Origin of the sequence: Chitinophaga sp. LS1 (genome assembly GCF_034274695.1) — a bacterium.
In the GTDB taxonomy this organism is placed as follows: domain Bacteria; phylum Bacteroidota; class Bacteroidia; order Chitinophagales; family Chitinophagaceae; genus Chitinophaga.
Map to the genome: position 1 here is coordinate 3707742 of NZ_CP128362.1, position 20210 is coordinate 3727951.

General features: G+C 44.9%; 20 protein-coding genes. 10 read left to right on the forward strand and 10 right to left on the reverse strand.

Annotation, left to right across the window (positions count from 1 at the left end):
- Positions 1-19: 19 nt before the first annotated feature.
- Positions 20-907 (reverse strand): cysteine synthase CysM, encoded by an 888-nt coding sequence (gene cysM / locus QQL36_RS15340; RefSeq protein ID WP_321570177.1) that lies wholly within the window; start codon positions 905-907, stop codon positions 20-22.
- Positions 908-923: 16 nt separating this feature from the next.
- On the reverse strand, positions 924-1733 hold the full coding sequence (locus QQL36_RS15345) for a serine O-acetyltransferase (protein ID WP_083720407.1): 810 nt from the start codon (positions 1731-1733) through the stop codon (positions 924-926).
- Positions 1734-1893: 160 nt separating this feature from the next.
- Between QQL36_RS15345 and QQL36_RS15350 the strand changes: the two genes are divergently transcribed.
- From QQL36_RS15350 to QQL36_RS15375, 6 genes are all read left to right on the forward strand, one after another.
- Positions 1894-3078 carry a sigma-54-dependent transcriptional regulator gene (locus QQL36_RS15350; RefSeq protein WP_083720406.1) on the forward strand — a complete coding sequence of 395 codons (1185 nt, stop codon included), beginning with the start codon at positions 1894-1896 and terminating at the stop codon, positions 3076-3078.
- 57 nt (positions 3079-3135) lie between these two features.
- A complete protein-coding gene (locus QQL36_RS15355; RefSeq protein WP_083720405.1) occupies positions 3136-3798 on the forward strand; it encodes an alpha/beta hydrolase in 663 nt (220 codons plus the stop codon).
- 102 nt (positions 3799-3900) lie between these two features.
- On the forward strand, positions 3901-5082 hold the full coding sequence (gene lepB, locus QQL36_RS15360; protein WP_321570178.1) for a signal peptidase I: 1182 nt from the start codon (positions 3901-3903) through the stop codon (positions 5080-5082).
- Positions 5083-5323: 241 nt separating this feature from the next.
- A complete protein-coding gene (locus QQL36_RS15365) occupies positions 5324-5809 on the forward strand; it encodes a nuclear transport factor 2 family protein (RefSeq protein WP_321570179.1) in 486 nt (161 codons plus the stop codon).
- A 42-nt stretch (positions 5810-5851) separates the two neighbouring features.
- Complete coding sequence (gene cdd / locus QQL36_RS15370; protein WP_321570180.1) at positions 5852-6340, forward strand: cytidine deaminase; 489 nt, start codon at positions 5852-5854, stop codon at positions 6338-6340.
- A gap of 36 nt (positions 6341-6376) precedes the next feature.
- Entirely contained in the window at positions 6377-6991 is a 615-nt protein-coding gene (locus tag QQL36_RS15375) for a tetratricopeptide repeat protein (RefSeq protein WP_321570181.1), read from the forward strand.
- A gap of 134 nt (positions 6992-7125) precedes the next feature.
- On the opposite strand, the gene QQL36_RS15380 is transcribed toward QQL36_RS15375, so the two are convergent.
- Positions 7126-9051, reverse strand: coding sequence for an arginine--tRNA ligase (locus QQL36_RS15380; protein ID WP_321570182.1), 1926 nt, complete (start codon positions 9049-9051; stop codon positions 7126-7128).
- Between the two features lie 181 nt (positions 9052-9232).
- On the reverse strand, positions 9233-9817 hold the full coding sequence (locus QQL36_RS15385; protein WP_083720399.1) for a porin family protein: 585 nt from the start codon (positions 9815-9817) through the stop codon (positions 9233-9235).
- 185 nt (positions 9818-10002) lie between these two features.
- Here QQL36_RS15385 and dnaK point away from each other — a divergent pair, with 185 nt between their 5' ends.
- The 3 genes from dnaK to QQL36_RS15400 all read left to right on the forward strand — a co-directional run bounded on the left by dnaK (position 10003) and on the right by QQL36_RS15400 (position 14277).
- The gene (gene dnaK / locus QQL36_RS15390) at positions 10003-11904 is read left to right on the forward strand and encodes a molecular chaperone DnaK (protein ID WP_083720398.1); all 1902 of its coding nucleotides are present in this window, start codon (positions 10003-10005) and stop codon (positions 11902-11904) included.
- A 123-nt stretch (positions 11905-12027) separates the two neighbouring features.
- Entirely contained in the window at positions 12028-13038 is a 1011-nt protein-coding gene (locus QQL36_RS15395; protein ID WP_083720397.1) for a dipeptide epimerase, read from the forward strand.
- 6 nt (positions 13039-13044) lie between these two features.
- Complete coding sequence (locus QQL36_RS15400) at positions 13045-14277, forward strand: PmoA family protein (protein ID WP_321570183.1); 1233 nt, start codon at positions 13045-13047, stop codon at positions 14275-14277.
- Here the strand turns inward: QQL36_RS15400 and QQL36_RS15405 are convergent.
- The 6 genes from QQL36_RS15405 to tssD form a co-directional block, all read right to left on the reverse strand.
- Positions 14246-14533, reverse strand: coding sequence for a hypothetical protein (locus tag QQL36_RS15405; RefSeq protein WP_083720395.1), 288 nt, complete (start codon positions 14531-14533; stop codon positions 14246-14248). The genes QQL36_RS15400 and QQL36_RS15405 overlap by 32 nt on opposite strands.
- A gap of 58 nt (positions 14534-14591) precedes the next feature.
- Complete coding sequence (locus QQL36_RS15410; protein ID WP_179090966.1) at positions 14592-15239, reverse strand: redoxin domain-containing protein; 648 nt, start codon at positions 15237-15239, stop codon at positions 14592-14594.
- 420 nt (positions 15240-15659) lie between these two features.
- Entirely contained in the window at positions 15660-15962 is a 303-nt protein-coding gene (locus QQL36_RS15415; RefSeq protein WP_321570184.1) for a hypothetical protein, read from the reverse strand.
- A 29-nt stretch (positions 15963-15991) separates the two neighbouring features.
- Positions 15992-16243: a hypothetical protein gene (locus QQL36_RS15420; protein WP_321570185.1), complete on the reverse strand. Its 252-nt coding sequence runs from the start codon at positions 16241-16243 to the stop codon at positions 15992-15994.
- Between the two features lie 62 nt (positions 16244-16305).
- Positions 16306-16539, reverse strand: a complete 234-nt coding sequence (locus QQL36_RS15425; RefSeq protein ID WP_321570186.1) for a hypothetical protein — start codon at positions 16537-16539, stop codon at positions 16306-16308.
- A gap of 208 nt (positions 16540-16747) precedes the next feature.
- Entirely contained in the window at positions 16748-17140 is a 393-nt protein-coding gene (gene tssD / locus QQL36_RS15430) for a type VI secretion system tube protein TssD (protein ID WP_083720391.1), read from the reverse strand.
- Between the two features lie 621 nt (positions 17141-17761).
- Here tssD and QQL36_RS15435 point away from each other — a divergent pair.
- Complete coding sequence (locus tag QQL36_RS15435) at positions 17762-20203, forward strand: ATP-dependent Clp protease ATP-binding subunit (RefSeq protein WP_321570187.1); 2442 nt, start codon at positions 17762-17764, stop codon at positions 20201-20203.
- Positions 20204-20210: the final 7 nt, after the last annotated feature.

A 20210-nucleotide genomic window follows, 5' to 3' on the forward strand; every position in this document is an offset into this window, starting at 1 on the left:
TTTAATTTCTAAAAATTTCTCAACCAAATAAATCTGAAGACAAATACCGATCTCCCCTGTCACAAATAATACATACAATCACGCCTTTATCCAGCTCCTTCGATAACCGCTCCGCCGCAGACACCGCACCACCACTACTCATCCCACAAAATACCCCTTCTTCCTTCGCCAATCTCCTTGTCATGGCTCTTGCCTCGTCCTCCGCTATATCCATGATCCTGTCTACCCGCTGACGATCAAAGATCTTTGGCAGGTAAGCCTCCGGCCATTTCCGGATACCAGGTATCTTAGACCCATCCGTTGGCTGACAACCTACGATCTGCACCGCTTCACTCACCTCCTTCAGGTATTTAGACACTCCCATAATGGTACCCGTAGTACCCATGGCACTTACAAAATGTGTCACCGTACCTTCGGTATCTCTCCATATCTCAGGTCCTGTGGTTTTATAGTGCATGTTATAGTTGTCAGGGTTGCCGAACTGGTTCAGCATATGATAACCGCCTTTGGCCACCTGGGCATTGGCATAATCAATAGACCCTTCCATAGATTGCTCCTTGGGCGTGAGGATCACTTTGGCCCCAAAGGCTTCCATGGTCAATACTCTTTCGCGGGTAGCATCTTCCGGCATTACCAGTTCTATCTCTACGCCAAACAGGCTGGCGATCATAGCCAGTGCAATACCTGTATTGCCGCTGGTCGCTTCTATCAGTTTAATACCGGGCTTCAGTTCCCCTCTGTCCAGTGCGCCTTTGATCATGCCATAGGCCGCCCTGTCTTTCACACTACCTCCCGGATTGTTGCCTTCCAGCTTGGCCAGAATGGTCACATTCGGATTGGCGCTAATGTTCTTCAGCGTTACCATAGGCGTATTGCCTACCAAATCCAATATTCCTTTTCCTTGCATCAGTTATATAATTTTATCACACGTTCACTGTGTTCATACTCCCGTCCGCCCTATAATAGATCCTGCTGAAAGGGTCCGTGCTCTTGATCAGCCATACATTACCACCGATAATGCTGTGGTGACCTACCACGGTATCTCCACCCAAAATGGTGGCGCCGGCATAAATTACAACATGATCTTCGATCGTCGGGTGTCTTTTGCTCCTCGCCATATCCTTGTCTACACTCAGGGCGCCCAATGTAACGCCTTGATACAGTTTTACATGCGCACCAATTTCGGTGGTTTCACCAATCACGATGCCAGTGCCATGGTCCATGCAGAAGTAAGGAGCGATGACCGCAGCAGGGTGAATGTCGATACCAGTACGGCTATGTGCCTGTTCCGTGATCATACGGGGCAGGAGGGGGACGTGCAGTTTTTGTAAAGCATGGGCTATACGGTAAAATGCTATCGCATAAAACCCGGGATATGCCCTGATTACCTCATAAAGGCAGGTAGCGGCAGGGTCACCCTGCAACAATGCTTCTGCATCTTTATTCAATGAATCATAAATATCTGGCGCCTGCGCCATAAATTGCTGGCTCAACTTAGCAGCATCCGCAGGCAATTGTGGTTGCATGGGTTGTAAAAGGTGTTGCAATGAGGATTGCAACATATGCGCGTATTCTTCTAACAACACCACATCTGGCATTACTTTCCCCTGATATTCGGGAAATAACCAGTTGATAAAATTATTCGCAAACTCGTTTACAGCGCTAGTCGAGGGATAGGCGGTTGCAGCAGCTTGCTGATGCCTTCTCCTTAATTCTTCTAAAAGTTGTTGCATATGCAAGTGAATTACAGGCCTATAGTGAATCTTCCTATACCTGAAATTACGTAAAAGTCCATAAAAGTAGTAGATAAATATCAAATTGATCGATGAAACCCGATTTGCTACCCAATCCTTTTTTATATTATTTTTGCCTGTTGTTCACCAAAACCAAGATATGGCCAACATTCTGATAATAGATGACGAAAAAAGTATCCGCAAAACACTGTCGGAGATCTTAAGCTACGAAGGTTACAAGGTAGACGAAGCTGCTGACGGCGCCGAAGGCTTTAAGATGTTCAAAGAAAAGCAGTATGATGCGGTCCTTTGCGATATTAAAATGCCTAAAATGGATGGGCTGGAATTTCTGGAAAAAGCAAAAGAAGCAAATCCGGATGTTCCCATTGTGATGGTGTCAGGCCATGGCAATATCGATACAGCGGTGGATGCCGTGAAAAAAGGAGCCTATGATTATATCTCCAAACCTCCGGATCTGAACAGGTTGTTAGTCACCCTGCGCAACGCGATGGACAAAAGTACCCTGGTGGCAGAAACCAAAGTACTCCGCCGCAAAGTGAACAGAACCCAGGAAATGATCGGCCAGTCAGCTCCTATCCTGAAGATCAGGGAAACCATCGAAAAGGTGGCGCCTACTGATGCCCGTGTACTGGTAACCGGTGAAAACGGGGTAGGTAAGGAACTGGTAGCCCGCTGGCTCCATGAGCGTAGCCACCGTGCTTCCGGCCCTATCATAGAAGTAAACTGCGCTGCTATTCCAAGCGAACTGATAGAAAGTGAGCTCTTTGGTCATGAAAAAGGTTCCTTCACCTCTGCCGTAAAGCAACGTATCGGTAAATTCGAACAGGCCAGCGGTGGTACCCTCTTCCTTGACGAAATTGGCGATATGAGCCTCAGTGCACAGGCCAAGGTACTCCGTGCCTTGCAGGAAGGTAAGATCACCCGCGTAGGTGGCGATAAGGAGATCAGCGTAGATGTTCGTGTGGTAGCCGCTACCAACAAAGACCTGCTGAAAGAAGTGGAAGACAAGAACTTCCGTCTGGACCTGTATCACCGTCTCTCCGTGATCCTGATTCACGTACCTTCTCTGAACGATCGTCGTGACGACATCCCTGCCCTGGTAGAACACTTCCTGGAAAGTGCCTGTCAGGAATATGGTATGGCAAAGAAAGGTATTGAGAAGGATGCCATGAAAGCGCTCCAAAACCACAACTGGTCCGGTAATATCCGTGAACTGGGCAACGTGGTAGCGAGATTGGTCATTCTTTCCGGCAAGACCATCACTTCTGAAGATGTAGTGGACTATGTAGTGCCTAACAGAGAAAAGAAGAAAGTGAATGCATAATATTAAAAAACGCTTCTGCTGTTCAGCAGAAGCGTTTTTTCCAATTTGTTAATCACCATGGCCAAACACCTATACTTGTTAAGTGGTATGGGCTCCGATGAACGGGTGTTTCAGAACATTACTTTTCCGGATCAGTATATCGTCCATTTCATTCCCTGGCTCACCCCACTGCCGGACGAAACCCTTGCCGGCTACGCTTCCCGCATGACAGCACATATTCCTGCCGATGAAGATATTACCCTGGTGGGTGTATCCCTGGGAGGTATGCTATCAGTCGAAATAGCCCGCCAGCGCCCTGTGCGCAAAGTGATCCTGATCAGCAGTATCAAGACCACCGCAGAGCGCCCTGCCTATTTCAACCTGGTACGTCGTACCCGCCTGCTGACGTTACTGGCTTTGCCGGATGCCATCCTTTTTGGAAAGCACCGGGACCTGATGATCCCCTTCTTTTTGAATGCAGAATCACCGGCAGAGAAGGAATTACTCCTGGATTATGCGAGAAATACGGACTTTGTGTACCTCCGTTGGGCCATAAAGATCCTCATCGGTTGGGAAAATGAAGTGATACCTTCCTCTCTGGTGCACATCCATGGCGGTAAAGACCTAACTTTACCGATCAGTACTGTCAAAGCGGATTACGTGATCCCCGATGGCGGTCACTTTATGGTATATAACCGGGCAAAGGAAATTACCGACATACTAAAAAACGAGCTGAACTAAACAGTATTAAAATATTTTAAGAAAACTTTTATCTGTTATTCAGTAGCTTGCAAACAACAGAATATTATATTTGTAAAATTAACTATCTTAAACACCATCTGAATGAACCTGGCTTTTTGGAAGAAGAATAACGAGGGTCAGCCAAAGAAGAAAAAATCTGCAATAAGAGAGTGGTTTGATGCAGCCATATTCGCTATCATCGCTGCTACCCTGATCCGCACTTTTATTTTTGAGGCATATACAATTCCTACCCCGTCTATGGAAAAAACTTTGCTTGTGAACGACTTCCTGTTCGTAAGCAAGATCAGTTACGGCCCACGTATCCCAATGACGCCACTGGCAGTACCATTTACCCATCACACCCTGCCGTTTACAAAGTATTCCAAAGCCTATTCTGAAGCAGTACACTGGAAATACAGACGTTTACCTGGATTCTCTGATGTAAAACGCTATGATGTAGTGGTGTTCAACTTCCCTGAAGGTGATACAGTGGCCCTGGAAAACCAGGACCAGAGCTACTACCAGATGGTGCGTGCTTATGGCCGCGAAACAGTGTGGGAGCAGAATCACGTGATTTCCCGCCCTGTGGATAAAAGAGAAAACTATATTAAGAGATGTATGGCTGTTGCAGGCGATACCCTCACTATAAAAGAAGGTGTTGTATACATCAACGGGCAGCAGGCGCCTATTCCATCAGAAAGTGAGCGCCGTTACTGGGTAACCACTACAGGTGATGCCCTGAACCCTTCCCGTCTGGATGAAATGGATATCGACGCAGGTACGGATGGTCCTTACGATTCTGTTAAGTACAGGTACAACCTGACACCAGCAGCAGCAGCGATCCTGAAGTCCTGGCCGGTGGTAACGAACCTCGTACCATTTGTAAATCCAAATCCTGAAGAAGTGGCTGTGTTCCCACATGATACTGCACACTACCACTGGACAGAACATAATTTCGGCCCGCTGTACATTCCTAAGAAAGGTGAAACCGTAAAGATCGATGCCACTACTATTGCTTTCTATGACCGTATTATCAGCGTGTACGAAGGCAATAAGCTGGAAAACAGGAACGGTCAGATCTTTATCAATGACCAACCTGCTACCTCCTATACATTCAAAATGAACTATTACTGGATGATGGGGGATAACCGCGATAACTCACTGGATTCCCGCTACTGGGGTTTTGTGCCGGAAGATCATGTGGTAGGTAAAGCGTGGTTGATCTGGATGAGCTATGGTAAAGGCAGTATTCGCTGGAGCCGTCTGTTCAGAACAATTAAGTAGTCCAATTAAAATTCAACACAAAAGCCATTGCCGCAGGCAATGGCTTTTGTGTTGAAAATGCTTTTCATTCCCCATTGGTGAATTCCCTTTTTCATGAATGTCTTGTTGGGAATAGGTTTTATTCCCGTTGGTGAATTCCTTCTTCAAAAGAGTTTTTTGTCAGTGTATTCCTTCAGTTCGTCAGTTCTTTTTCGTCTCCCTATCCCGCTTCCCGTTCTTTGTGTTATAAAATCAATAACACATGAAAGCCTTCTTCCTTTGTAGTTTTTGTTTGATCAGTAGTCATCTGTTCGCCCAGGTAGCCGATACCAGCGCCCTTTATAAAGCCATCAAAACGGGTGACAGCCTGATCTTCGATATCGGTTTCAACACCTGCAACCTCGCACCCTACAATGACATCTTCGCAGATGATTTCCGTTTTTATCATGATAAAGGGGGTATCACCTTTGGCAAAGCAGCCTTTATCGAAAGCATGCAAACCGGCATCTGCAAAAAGGAGAATAAGTTAGAAAGGTTTTTAGTTCCCGGTACACTACAGGTCTTTCCATTGGCAAACAATGGTGTACTCTATGGTGCTATTGAAAATGGTGACCATGCCTTTTTTAGCACAGAGAAAGGAAAGCCCCGTTACCAGACAGGTGTGGCGAGATTCACAATCGTCTGGCTATTGGTCGATGGAAAGTGGAAAGCGACCGAAGCATTGAGCTATGATCATCGTGCAAAGTAGCTGGCTACAGGCCTTTCATCCATTTTTTTCGTAATTTCAGGTATGGACAATCAAAAATTTACATTCGAATACACCTCTTACAATGATAGTAGCGAGCTCTCTCAGGCAGATGAAAAACTGCTCAACGAAGCCCGCAAAGTCACGGAAAACGCCTATGCACCTTACTCCAATTTTTACGTAGGCGCCATCATTCAATTAGAGAATGGAGCAACCGTACCCGGTACCAACCAGGAAAACGCGAGTTACCCTGTAGGTATCTGTGCAGAAAGAACGGCCTTGTCAACTGCGTCTTCCTTATATCCCGGCGTAGGCATCGATACCATCGCTGTTAGTTATAACAACAAGAACGGTGGTAAGAATGACGCCCCCATTTCTCCCTGTGGCATCTGCCGCCAGACCATTTCTGAATACGAAAACAGGCAACATAAACCTATCCGTATCATCATGAGTGGACAGAGCGGGAAAGTGTACATCCTGCAGACAGCCCAATACCTGCTGCCATTCGGATTCACTGCTGAAGATATGGAGTAGAGAGAATTTGATTATCTTTACGGACTACTCGAACCTATGTTGTATATCCGTATCCTATGTATGCTTGTGCTGGCATTGCTCACTGTGCACACTACTTACAGCCGCACGCGTTATTCTCTGATTCCATGCAAAACGGAATTTCCACCCTTATGTCCAGCTATCACATATTATCATAGTGACGGTCCGGGTGGCGACAGCTCTTACCTGCATACCATCAAAGCAGCCATAGAAAAGGAACCGAAGGAACCACTTTTCTACTATGCTTTAGGTGTGATCTATTTTAATAACCGGCAGTTTGCCGAAGCCGTATCGGCATTTGAAGCAGCAGCAGACAATGGGTACAAACGCGATGCAGATTATTATCTTCACATAGGTACTGCCTGTCTGCAATCCAAACAATATATTAAAGGTATTCGCCACCTGCATCGCTGTCTGGACCTACGTCCAAAGGATACAGCAGCCATTCAGGCGATTGCGCAGAATAGTTATGTAAATGGGGATTATCAGCAGGCGATCACTTACTGGCAGCAATTATTAAACATTCAACCAGAAAATGCCTTTGCAAGGTTTATGCTGGGAAAATCATATATCAGTCACGGTGATACAAAAAAAGGAGAGGAGTTGTGTGACCAGGCGACTACTAGCTTATAATCACTGCAAGCTTATAATAAAAACATTCATGAAAGAGGGAATTCACCAATGGGGAATGAAAACTATTTTCAGAAAAAAGGCATCCGATCCGGATGCCTTTTTTAGAAATATTTAAAAGCTTTTTTTAGAAATATTTACATTTTCTCAGGTACATCAATACCCAACAGTTTCATCGCGGACTTGATTGTATTGGCAGTCAGCATAATGATTTGTGTACGCAGCTTCTGCTTTTCAGGCGTTTCTGCTTTGGTTACAGAATAGGTATACACACCATCTACTTTTTCAGCATAGAAACTATTAAAAGTCTGCGTCAGATTATACACATAATTTGCAATGACAGACGGACTCATTTCATTCGCCGCTTCTTCCAGCACCGTTTCATATTGCTCATTCAGCAGGATCAGTTCCTTCTCCAATGGCAACAAGCTGCCCTTATGACAGTAGCCTTCCAGCTTTGTGACATCAGGATTTACATCACGGAGAATTGATTTGATACGTGCATGACCATATTGTACAAAGGCGCTGGTAAAACCATGCAATGCAATAGATTCTTCCGGATCGAATACCATTTTCTTTTTAGGATCCACACGCAACAGGAAGAACTTCAGACCACCCAGACCAATTAATTCATACAGGCCATCCAGGTCATCATCACTCAGGTCTTTCAGTTTATCGGTGTTGGTATTAGCCTTTGCAGTCGCAATCATTTCATCGATCAGGTCATCTGCATCTACCACGGTACCTTCACGGCTTTTCATACGACCATTAGGTAATTCAACCATGCCATAAGACAGGTGGAAGATGCCATCCGCACCTGGTTCCTGCATTTTTTGCAGGATCAGCTGTAGTACTTTGAAATGATAGTTCTGTTCATCTGCCACCACATACACACTACGATCCATGTGGAAGTCTTCGTACTTGAGGCGGGCAGTACCCAGGTCCTGCGTGATATATACAGAGGTACCATCGCCACGCAGCAGGAGTTTTTCATCCAGCCCATCCGCAGTGAGATCAATCCATACAGAGTTATCTTCTTTTTTGAACAGCACACCTTTTTTCAGACCATCTTCTACGAGGTCTTTACCAAGCAGGTAGGTATTGCTCTCATAATACATCTTGTCGAAGTTGATGCCCAGTCGTTTGTAAGTTTTATCAAAACCTTCGTACACCCAGCCATTCATAGTACTCCACAGGGCACGTACTTCAGGGTTACCAGCTTCCCACTGTTGCAGCATGATCTTTGCCTGCTGCATGATCTCTGTTTGTTTCCTTGCCAGTTCCTTGATATCGTCGTTGATCTTTTTGATTTTTTCTGCATCAGCCTTTACTTCAGGCTTCTGAGCGGCAGTGACCAGCTTCTGTACTTTGTCCAGGTCTTCACCACTAAAGTCTCTGAAATCATTTTCCAGTGCTCTGATCATGATCGGCTCGGTCTGTTCTTTCAGGATACTTTCGAACTTCACATAGTAGTCGCCTACCAGGTGATCACCTTTGATACCGGTACTTTGCGGGGTATCGCCATGGGCAAAGATCTGCCATGCCAGCATGGATTTACAGATATGAATACCCCTGTCATTGACGAGGTTTGCTTTGATGACTTCATAACCATTGGCTTTCAGAATTTCGGATACTGCATAGCCAAGGAAGTTATTACGCAGGTGACCCAGGTGCAGTGGTTTGTTGGTGTTAGGAGAAGAGTATTCCACCATTACCTTCTTACCATTGGCTGGTTTTCTGCCAATATTTCTGGTATTAAAGCGTTGTTGCAGGTCCTGTACCCAGTACTTTTCAGCAATGGAAAGGTTCAGGAACCCTTTGATGACATTATAGCCAGCAATGATGTCAGGGAAGTTAGCTACCAGGTAAGCACCCAGTTTATCAGCGGTTTCTTCCGGTTTCAGTCGGCTGAATTTGGTAAAAGGGAAAACAAGGATGGTGTATTCACCTTCAAACTCAGGTTTGGTAGAATTGATGGCAATACCCTGAGCAGGAACTTCCTGATCAAAAATGGCCTTGATGGCCTTGGCCGCAGCCGTTCTTATATTTAATACTACACTCATGCTGAAACATTGTTGCGAACGGCAAAGGTAACGGATCGGTTCCAGATTTCCCCTCTCAGTAAGTGCGTCTCATCAGGAAAGAAAAAAATCGACCTTTTCCTTGCTGCCGCAGGGCCTCCTCTTAAAAAAAAACGCTTCTACCCGCAGGTAAAAGCGTTTTTAAAGCAGTGTATATTAACTATTATAACTTAAACTTCTTATTGAAAGTATAAGACAAACCAATGCTCGCAACACTGTTTTTATGTGTTTCTGTGGCATTTTTATATGCATCCGTCAGCCCAAACATATAGCGTGCAGTAACACCTACACCGATAGGGAACTGGTAGCCCAGGCCAAAGCCTAATCCAAAATCAGCTGTTGTCATGTCATCTTTGGTATCAACGGTCACTTTACCAGCCTTTACTTTGGAAGATGCCAGCAAACCTACCTGGGGGCCCGCTTCGAGGAAGAACTCTTCTACCAGATGAACCTGAAACATCACGGGGATATTAATGTAACCCAGTTTGGTCGTGTATTTATTATTTAAAGCATCCCTGTAATAGAACCCCTGACCGGAATACAGCAATTCTGGCTGCACGGCAAACATGTCATTCAGCGCAAAATTGGCAAAACCACCTGCGTAAATAGAAGCTCTTGTATGTGAATTATCAACGTTTGTCAGTTTGGCTACATTTAAACCGCCTTTAACGCCGAAAGTGAGGGTTTGTGCTTTGGCACCTGCTACAGCGCAAGCTACCAGCAGTACAGCAAGAATAGATTTTTTCATAATATAAGGTCAAAATTTTGGCAATCGGGTCAAATACTATGCCGAACCGTTATGGGTAGGCACCTCTACGATACTGACAATCTCGACTGACATAATTACATGTCATATCCCGTTGGCATAAAGATTGACTTATAGCCCGAAGAAGACAAATCTATCTACAACTACAATCGAGAATTATATAAACTATGGGAAAGATAATAGGTATCGACTTAGGAACTACCAACTCTTGCGTTGCCGTAATGGAAGGTAACGAGCCGGTAGTAATTGCAAATGATGAAGGGCGCAGGACGACCCCTTCCGTGGTAGCGTTTTTGAAGAACGGGGAGAGAAAAGTGGGTGACCCAGCAAAACGTCAGGCTATCACAAACCCAATTAACACCATTATGTCAGTGAAGCGTTTTATGGGGCGCCATTTTGACGAGGTGTCTAATGAAATTCCTCACTGGAGCTATAAAGTAGCCAGAGGTGAAAACAATACGACCCGTATTGACATCGACGGTAGATTATATACACCACAGGAGATCTCTGCAATGATCCTTCAGAAAATGAAGAAAACTGCAGAAGACTACCTGGGTCAGGAAGTAAACGAAGCAGTTATCACTGTTCCTGCTTACTTCAACGACGCTCAGCGTCAGGCTACAAAAGAGGCTGGTGAAATCGCTGGTCTGAATGTACGCCGTATCATCAACGAACCTACCGCAGCTGCACTGGCTTATGGTATGGACAAGAAACACCAGGATAGCAAGATCGCAGTATTTGACTTAGGGGGTGGTACCTTCGACGTATCCGTACTGGAACTGGGCGATGGCGTATTTGAAGTAAAATCTACCAATGGTGATACTCACTTAGGTGGTGATGACTTCGATAAAGTGATCATGGACTGGCTGGCTGAAGAGTTCAAAAAGGACGAAGCGGTTGACCTGCACAAAGATCCAATGGCATGGCAGCGTCTGAAAGAAGCAGCAGAGAAAGCAAAGATCGAACTGTCTTCTTCTCAGGAAACTGAAATCAACCTGCCTTATATCACCGCTGTAGACGGCGTACCTAAGCACATGGTGAGAAAACTGACCCGCGCTAAATTCGAACAGCTGAGCGACAGCCTGGTGGAAAGAACACTGGAGCCTTGCCGTAAAGCACTGAAAGATGCGAACATGGGTGCTTCCGAAATTGATGAAGTGATCCTGGTAGGTGGTTCTACCCGTATTCCTAAAATTCAGGAAGTAGTAGAGAAATTCTTTGGTAAAAAACCAAACAGAGGTGTAAACCCTGATGAAGTAGTAGCGATTGGTGCTGCGATCCAGGGTGGTGTACTGACCGGTGAAGTAAAAGATGTACTGCTGCTGGACGTAACCCCACTGTCTCTCGGTATCGAAACTATGGGTGGTGTAATGACCCGTCTCATCGAGTCTAACACAACTATTCCCAGTAAGAAATCTGAAACCTTCTCTACCGCAGCTGACAACCAGCCTAGCGTTGAGATCCATGTACTGCAGGGTGAGCGTCCAATGGCTGCTCAGAACCGTACACTGGGCCGTTTCATCCTGAACGATATTCCTCCGGCACCACGTGGCGTTCCTCAGATCGAAGTGATCTTCGATATCGATGCGAACGGTATCCTGCACGTAACTGCAAAAGATAAAGGAACTGGTAAGAGCCAGAACATCCGTATCGAAGCAGGTAGCGGCTTGAGCAAGGAAGAGATCGAAAAGATGAAAGCTGAAGCAAAAGCGAACGAATCTACCGATAAAGAAGCACGTGAAAAGATCGAGAAACTGAACCAGGCAGATAGCCTGATATTCCAGACAGAAAAACAACTGAAGGAATATGGTGACAAGATCTCCGCAGATAAAAAAGCACCGATTGAAGCTGCCCTGGGCAAGCTGAAAGAAGCGCACAAAACACAGGAAGTAGCAGCTGTAGATGCAGCTGTAGCTGAACTGAACAACGCATGGACCGCAGCTTCTGAAGAAATGTACAAAGCTACACAGGAAGGTGGTGCACAACCACAGGGCGGTCAGGAACAACCTCATGGCAGCACAGCTGGCAATGAAGGTGTAACCGATGCAGAATTCGAAGAAGTGAAATAAGCTTTTAGTGTAAATAGTTTGAAAAGGGCAGTATCACCAGATACTGCCCTTTTTTTTGAAAATGGGTTTCATTCCCGTGGGAGAATATTCGCTTTCCTGAATGTTTTATTATATTTATATCCTATGCAATTGACACTACATCCATTCGAATTAAAGTTTAGATATACATTTACGATCTCACGTAAGTCCAAAGATGTACAGCCATTACTGGTCGTAGCCCTGGAACAGGATGGATTTAGTGGCCTGGGAGAAACTGCTGATAATGCTTATTATCACATGACCGTACCCCGGCTCATGGAAGATATCAATGCCCACCGTGCCCTCATCGAAAACTATCAGCTTACAACACCTGAAGCATTCTGGGAAACCATGTACCCTCTGCTGAAAGATAACCTCTTTGCACTCTGTGCATTGGACCTGGCAGCTCATGACCTGTATGCGAAAATACAAGGGAAGAAACTGTATGAAGTGTGGGGACTCGATATCGCTCATAACCCGATGACGGATTATACCATCGGCATCGATACCGTAGAGAACATGGTGAAAAAGCTGGAAGAATTTCCCTGGCCCATCTACAAGATCAAGTTGGGTACAAAAGATGATATTGCTATCATAAAAGAATTACGCAAGCATACAAATGCCACCTTCAGAGTCGATGCGAACTGTGCCTGGGGCGTGGAAGAAACCCTGCGCAATGCCGCTGCTTTTGCAGAACTGGGCGTAGAGTTCATCGAACAACCTATGCCTGCTGAAAACAGGGAAGGTATGAAAGAAGTATTTGCGAAATCTGCACTGCCATTGATCGCCGATGAGAGTTGTATCACTGAGTCAGATGTAGCTGCCTGCAAAGGGTTGTTCCATGGCATCAATATCAAGCTCACCAAGTGTGGGGGAATCACGCCTGCCCGCAGGATGATTGCCGAAGCACGGGAACTGGGCCTGAAAGTGATGACCGGTAGTATGAATGAGAGTACAGTCGGCACATCGGCAGTGGCCCACCTGTTGCCTTACCTGGATTATGTAGATATGGATGGTCCGTTGTTACTGGCAGAAGATGTGGCGGATGGTGTGAAGATCATAGACGGGAAGATCTACTATGCCGACAGGCCGGGTACAGGTGCAATCCTGAAATAGTCGGTTATGAAAAATAGTACCCTTATTTTGTTGTTGCTGTGTTGCACTATCCATTTGCAGGCACAGCAGGTAGCCCGGTTTACTGTAAAAGCAGGAGGGTATTCCTGTGCGAATTTACCCGTTAGTACAGCTTTCGATAATTTGGCGGATGGAGAACAGATGCAGCTGTTAGAGATCAAAGGGAAAGAACGCATTCAAACCCCATTCCAGGTCGAACCCGGCAGGATCTGGATATTACTGAGGGGTAATACCCAACCCGGAGAAACACGTGTATTTGAGCTGGAAGAGAAGCCGCACCAATCAAAACTAATTCCAAATACTATCTGGTCTGTTGTTGATAGCACAGGGGTGTTGACACTCACAGACCTGGACAAGGTGCGTTTACAATATCATGCATCCGTGATGAAAGCACCTCCCGGGGTAGATAGTATTTATCAGCGCAGTGGGTTTATCCACCCTTTATATGCCCCCAATGGCCAGATACTGACCAATATACAGCCCAAGGATCATTATCATCACTATGGCATCTGGAACCCCTGGACACATACTTCCTTCAAAGGAAAAGAAGTTGACTTCTGGAACCTGCAAAAGAAAGAAGGCCGGGTAGAATTTGTAAGTTTTGTAAGCAAAACCATGGGCAACGTATGGGGAGGGTTCAAAGCACTGCAACGCCATGTAGCAGGGGAGGAGCCAGCCATAGATGAATTGCTGGATGTAAAAGTCTATTCCAGTGGTAAGGATACCAGCCGTTATATATGGGATTACACCTCAACACTGAATTGCGCTGTAACAGATGGCATTACCCTGCTGCAATACCGCTACGGTGGCGGATTTGGTTTAAGGGCCACTGCCGACTGGAAAGCAGACAATACCACTTTGATCACCAATGCCGGTACCACCCGCAATAATACAGACAGCACCCGCGCCCGCTGGGTAAAAATAACAGGCAATACTGCCAAAGGTCGTTCTGGCATGTTAATCCTCTGTGCACCTGACAATTTTGACGCACCGCAACCTTTGCGTATATGGGATGATAAAGCACAACATGGGGAACTGATGTTGAATTACAGTCCGACGAAAATGAAGCAGTGGCGATTGGAATATGGCAGGGAGTACAGGCAGCGTTATCGCATAGTGGTATTCAACAATGATTTATCAGTAGCAGAATCAGAAGCGGCCTGGCAGGCATTTGCCCATCCACCACAGGTTACCTGCGTCTTACTTCACGAAAAGCAATAATCGCATTAAACAGGCCCACAAAACCCATGAGGAGCATAATAGCAATGAGGCCCCACTGACCGGTAGCCCGGTAAATGAAAAGTTCTACCCTGGATAGCCGGGTAAAACTACCTGCGTCGAAGCTGTGATAAAACTGCATATACCGCAGTAAGGCAAAACCAAAACCAATGATAGTCAGCAACGTCGTCCAGACAACGGTGGTCCAGGTGGAGGCATCTTCATCATGACGTTTAGTAGACATGAAAGTAATATACATAAAAAAAGCTTTTGTCGAAAGACAAAAGCTTTTTTTACTGCTCAAAATATGTATAGTCTTATATAGCAATTGCATGTTCCTGCTCCTGGCTAGCTGCTTCCAAAGCTTCCAGCAGGGCTTCTTTTGCAAATGGCTGGTCAAACCATTTGTCCACACTCGCATACACAACTTTCAGAGAAGGTGTCAGCACATAAATACCCGGAACCGGTACATCTGCTTCGATACCTGCTACTCTATCCCAGATAGGGTCAGTCGTAGCATATAAGCCTGCCTTCTTAGCGATACCATTGTACTGATCAAAGATCGTAGCAAATGGCAGCTGATACTGTGCAGTAGCGTTTTCAAAAGTTTGTTTATCATCAGTTGTTGCTACTACCAGCTGACCACCTAATACACGGATATCAGCATATACTTCCTGCAGTTTTTCCAGCAGTGTATTACCATAGTTATTCCAGTGAATAGAATGGAACGCCAGCACCAGTGGACCGTCAATTACCTGTGTTACAGGCAGAGAACCATTCAGTGTTTTGAGCGTATCAGAAGTAGCAATGATGTTCTTTTTATGTATATGGAAGGAAGGTAAAGTCTCACCTGCCTGTAATGGTTGGATCGGAGTTCTGTCCTGGCTTCTTTTAGGAAAAAATTCAACTTCAAATTCAGGAGCGATGTCAGCGTATCTGTATAAATTGTTATTGATAGTGGCCATGGTAGTAAGGTTGATTTGATTTGTTAATGGTAGTTCGATTTTTAAGAAACGGTATAATAGGCTAGTGTCACATGCACATACAACAGCAGGCATTTGGGGTTGTAGAACAAAATTGGCCATTGAATTTTTCTGATGTTGTTCTGTTAGGCATGTGATTAAATTTTTAGATGATTGCCTGTTATTAACAACACAAAGATAAGGGAATTTCTATTACCCCACCAACTTTGTAGGGTAATATTTTTTATGATTGATTTTCAATTAATTGTATTGGAAATTTCGGTTGGTAGTAACATGGGGGCGCGTGTTTTCCTGATTTTATCTACATCCGCCTTCCATTCCGGACCGAATAAACGGTTCATTTTGGCATCTATATCTTCTATTATTGTAGATAGCTTATTTGCAAGCGCATACCCGTAGTAGTCACGTAGTATATAAATATATTATAGAGGCGCTGATTTCATCATCCGATAAATGGACGCCTGCTTTGTATCCTCTTTCTAACACATCATAATGTCTGCCTGTATCTTTACGCCTGCAGAACTCTGCTGCCTGGTACCAGGCATTCAGTGCCGAAGTTGGCAAATTTTGCTGTTCTGCAAATTCTGCCTGTTGTATATATAAAGGGATTGCTTCAGAGAATCGTCTCCTGATTTGTGCATAGGCTGCCTGGTAACCGTAAAATTGTATAACCAGTGGTAAGCAGGCAGGATCTTTTTGCAACATCCCTTGTTTGGCAATCCGTAATCCTCTTTCTAATAATTGTGGGATCTCAATGCACCACTGAAAGTATCTGTATCTGTGAATGCTGTCAGCTGTGTTACAAATACCTCTGGTAACCGACCGTTCGCAGTCGATTCCAGTTTACAAAATCCTTCATACACCCGCGATTCCTCAGGCTTGATCAGCACACTTACAAATTTGAATGTAGGTTTATTAGCGACTTTGTCCATCCAGGCCTGCTGGATTTTCAGCACCAGTTGGGCAATCGGATTATGTTCATTCATGCTACAGTTATTGTTTCTATTTCAGTACTGTGTGGGTGATTGGAAGATGTTTATTCATGCAGTTATTGTCTCTCTTTCAGTACTAATGGCTGGTTCAAGATTTTAGAAATACCACTGCCCTGTAAAGGTTTCAGTGCCACACTTTCACCAGAGAAAGTGATCGTATAATTGATGATGTAGTCATCTGTATTTACAGTCAGTTGCAGGGTATTGCCTGAAAGTACATTCCATTCATTAAATCCCGGTAATTCATTCACATTACCATCCTTAGTTGTGGTTACATTACTATACAACAATGCGGCTGATGATCATACACATCAAATCGTTTTCTGAGCTATAACGTGAACGGATATTCCTGATAGCAGTCCCGAAAGTATCATAAATCTTCTCATACAGTATTAGTTTACTTTCCAAAACCAAATCTGTCAAACTTTGATACCATTTTTGGGCCAAAAAAACAGATGGCACAGTGCTGAAAAAATCACTGTGCCATACGCAATTATGTTAAGCCTGTGGCCATGGATTCTGGAAGGTAGAGCTACCAAGCTGTACTTCCCTGGCAGAGAGTACCAGCTTTACCTGCATAGGAATTTCGCCGCTGGCCTGAAAATGCTCAAAATATTCTACACAATAAGCATCGGTAAATTTGAGCTCCTTCATTTTGGACATCGCATCACGGCGATAGAAGATGATACTGCCACTCTTTGTCTGCGTATTAGAGATCATCCAATCAAACAGATTGGTGTCGCCGTCTGACTCAAGCAGAACGGTCAATGAGCCTCCGATGGGGCGGGCGGCGGGCTTACCATTATGATCTGTGTGTTGGGTAAAAGAAAACTGACAGTCCAGTACATTGATTTCTTCACCGTCTAATCGCATTACAGCTTTGAATGACATACCTTGAAGGTTTTGTTTTTAACAATAAATTTATGGTGTAGGCAATGAATTGGGGTTATATCAATTTCAATTGCCGGATTAACGAGAAATATGGTCACCACGAAGATATTTATTCTGTGAGATATTGGAAATTTTTTTTGTCCGGCGTTTGTTCGAATGTTGTTTAAGCTTTCTTCGAATGTTGTTTAAGCTTTCTTCGAGTGTTGTTCGAGTGTTCTTCGAGTGTTCTTCGAGTGTTCTTCGAGTGTTCTTCGACGCTTCTTCGATGCTAGTTCGACGTTTCTTCGATTAAAATTACATCCGCTACCCCTGTTAATAAAATAAAAAATTGATGGTTTTCGTTTAATGATTAATTATTAAGTGATGATTTAAATGTATGTGTATAAGAATTACATTGTGATTAAATCTGATTGAATTGTAGTCGTTTAACTATTACCGTAATAAAAACAGGGGAGTGGTAAAACTTTTATCGTTTCAACAGCTATGAGGAAAAGGGCAATGATAAACCGCTTAATAAATAATTTATATACATTTTCGCGTATCTTTACCCCGTAATAATGACCCAAAATAGTATTAACCCTTGATAGGATAATATTTTTAGAAAAACCTTGAATCATCCAAATGACCCTGGCTACTTATACAATTCAAGCTCCGGAGGTGCAGGCTGCCATACGTATTGCCCAGGCCCTCGCCAAGGAACATCAGCATGTGCAATATACTCCTGCACACCTTTTACTGGCATGTTTGCATAAAGAATTGAATCTCACTGCCGCTTTACAGGCAATGGGGATCGATATATATTACCTCGAAGAATGGGCCGAAGTAAGACTGGATGGTTTACCCAAAGGTGCCCGTATTCCGGATGAGCCTGAGGCCGATGACAATGCCAGCAATGTACTACAGGAAGCCGATTCTATCCGTCTGGAATACGATATGGATATGGCAGATGCCTGGTGTTTGCTGGTAGCGATTAGTACCCCGGGTGTAGGTTTTACTTTCGAACAACTCAAATCATTTCCTGTACAGCGTACACAGTTGCTCACACATTTTATCAAAGATGTGCCGCAACCCAATTTGAATGGCATTCCCAAACAACCCGCTGCCGCAGGAAAACTGAAATACATTTATCGCCTCACTGACCCTCAGTACCTGCAAATGAAGCATGCACTGGCAGGCAGAGATGCAGAAGTACGTACCATGCTGGAAATCCTCTCCCGTAAAGGGCGTTCCAGCATTCTCCTGATAGGTGAAGGAGGTGTGGGCAAAACAAGTATGGCCGAAGCACTCGCAAGAGCCATCGTGCAAAAACAAGCCCCTGCACAGTTACTACAAACTGATATGTATGCACTCGACTATGGTGCATTCATAGCCGGTGCTGCGTATAAAAACGAACTGGAAGACAGGCTCCAGCAGATCATCTCCCATTTGCAGGAGAGAGGTCGTCATGTATTGTTCATCGACAACCTCCACACCTTGCTGGACAAGCAACCCGGCTCTGCCGGTGGGATGGGTAATGTGCTCAAAGCTGCTATTGGCAAGGGAGAACTCATCGTGATCGGTTCCTGCACCCCTGAAGGTTTCCGCAAAATGATAGAACCGGATAGCCTGCTCCGTCATTGTTTTGAAACCATGAACCTGCCTGAACCAGACGAGGCCCTGGCCGCAAGAATGATCAAAGCAGTGATGCCTGATTATGAAAGTTATTACAACCTCACTGTGGATAACGAAGTGATCACAGAAGCCATCCGCCTGTCACGCCGTTATCTCAAAGAACGTAGTTTGCCGGATAGTGCGATCAATTTATTAGACCGTACGCTGGCGGCTATTCGTACTACAGCAGATACAGGTAAGCAGGTAGTTGACGATCTGCGTAAGCAATTTGAAGCTATCGAAGACGATCGTACGGAATTACTTTGGTGGTACCAGCAATGTATGCAGCGCTTAAGTGCTTTGCTCACCACAAGGCTGCATATTGATCAGGAAGTCTCTAAGATCGAAGATATTGCGGCTTTAAAGGCTGTTTTAGGCGATATGCTGACCCAACTGGATCATCAGGTCATGGAAGTCCACAATGCGGTTAAAACCGTGGATTTGGCTACCATGATTGCAGAAAACACCGGTATCCCCCTCGGAAAGATCCAATCCAGTGAAAGAGAGCGGTTGGTGAACATGGATGTGGAGTTGCGCAAACGTGTGGTAGGGCAGGATCACGCCCTGAAAACCGTATCTGAGGCCATCCTGGAATCCCGTTCAGGCCTGAGCCGGCCCGGGCAACCCATCGGCTCCTTCTTCTTCCTTGGCCCTACAGGTACCGGCAAGACAGAACTGGCCAAATCTTTGGCAAATTTTTTGTTTCAGGATGAGAGAAGCATGATCCGGTTTGATATGTCTGAATTCAAAGAAGAACATTCAGCCGCATTGTTGTATGGAGCCCCTCCGGGTTATGTTGGTTATGAAGAAGGTGGTCTGCTGGTAAATAAGATCCGTCAGCAACCCTATGCTGTTGTACTGTTTGATGAAATTGAAAAGGCCCACCCTTCTGTATTCGATATTTTTTTACAGATCATGGATGAAGGTAAATTGCATGACCGCCTCGGTAAAACAGGCGATTTCTCCAATGCCCTCGTTCTGTTCACTTCCAATATAGGCAGTGAAATCATTGCTCATTCTTTCCGTCAGGGCGTAATCCCGCCATCACAACAATTGATGGAAATAATGGCAAAAAATTTCCGCCCTGAATTCCTGGGTCGTCTGACCGAAATCGTGCCGTTTGGACCCATACAAGCCGAAAATGTAGTCAGGATATTTGACATCCATTTGCAACACCTGTTGCAATTGCTCAGGCAACAACAAATTGAACTCGAAGTGTCTGTTGCTGCAAAGGAACAGCTGGCCGTAGAAGGATACTCTCCACAGTACGGAGCAAGACCATTGAAAGAAGTGATCCGTGCCAAACTGCGGAAACCGCTTTCAAAAATGATCATAGAAGGAAGCTTGCAACCACACCAGAAAGTAGCACTGGACGTGGATGGAAATGGCGGGTTAGTCTGGGATATTCGTTAACTTACAA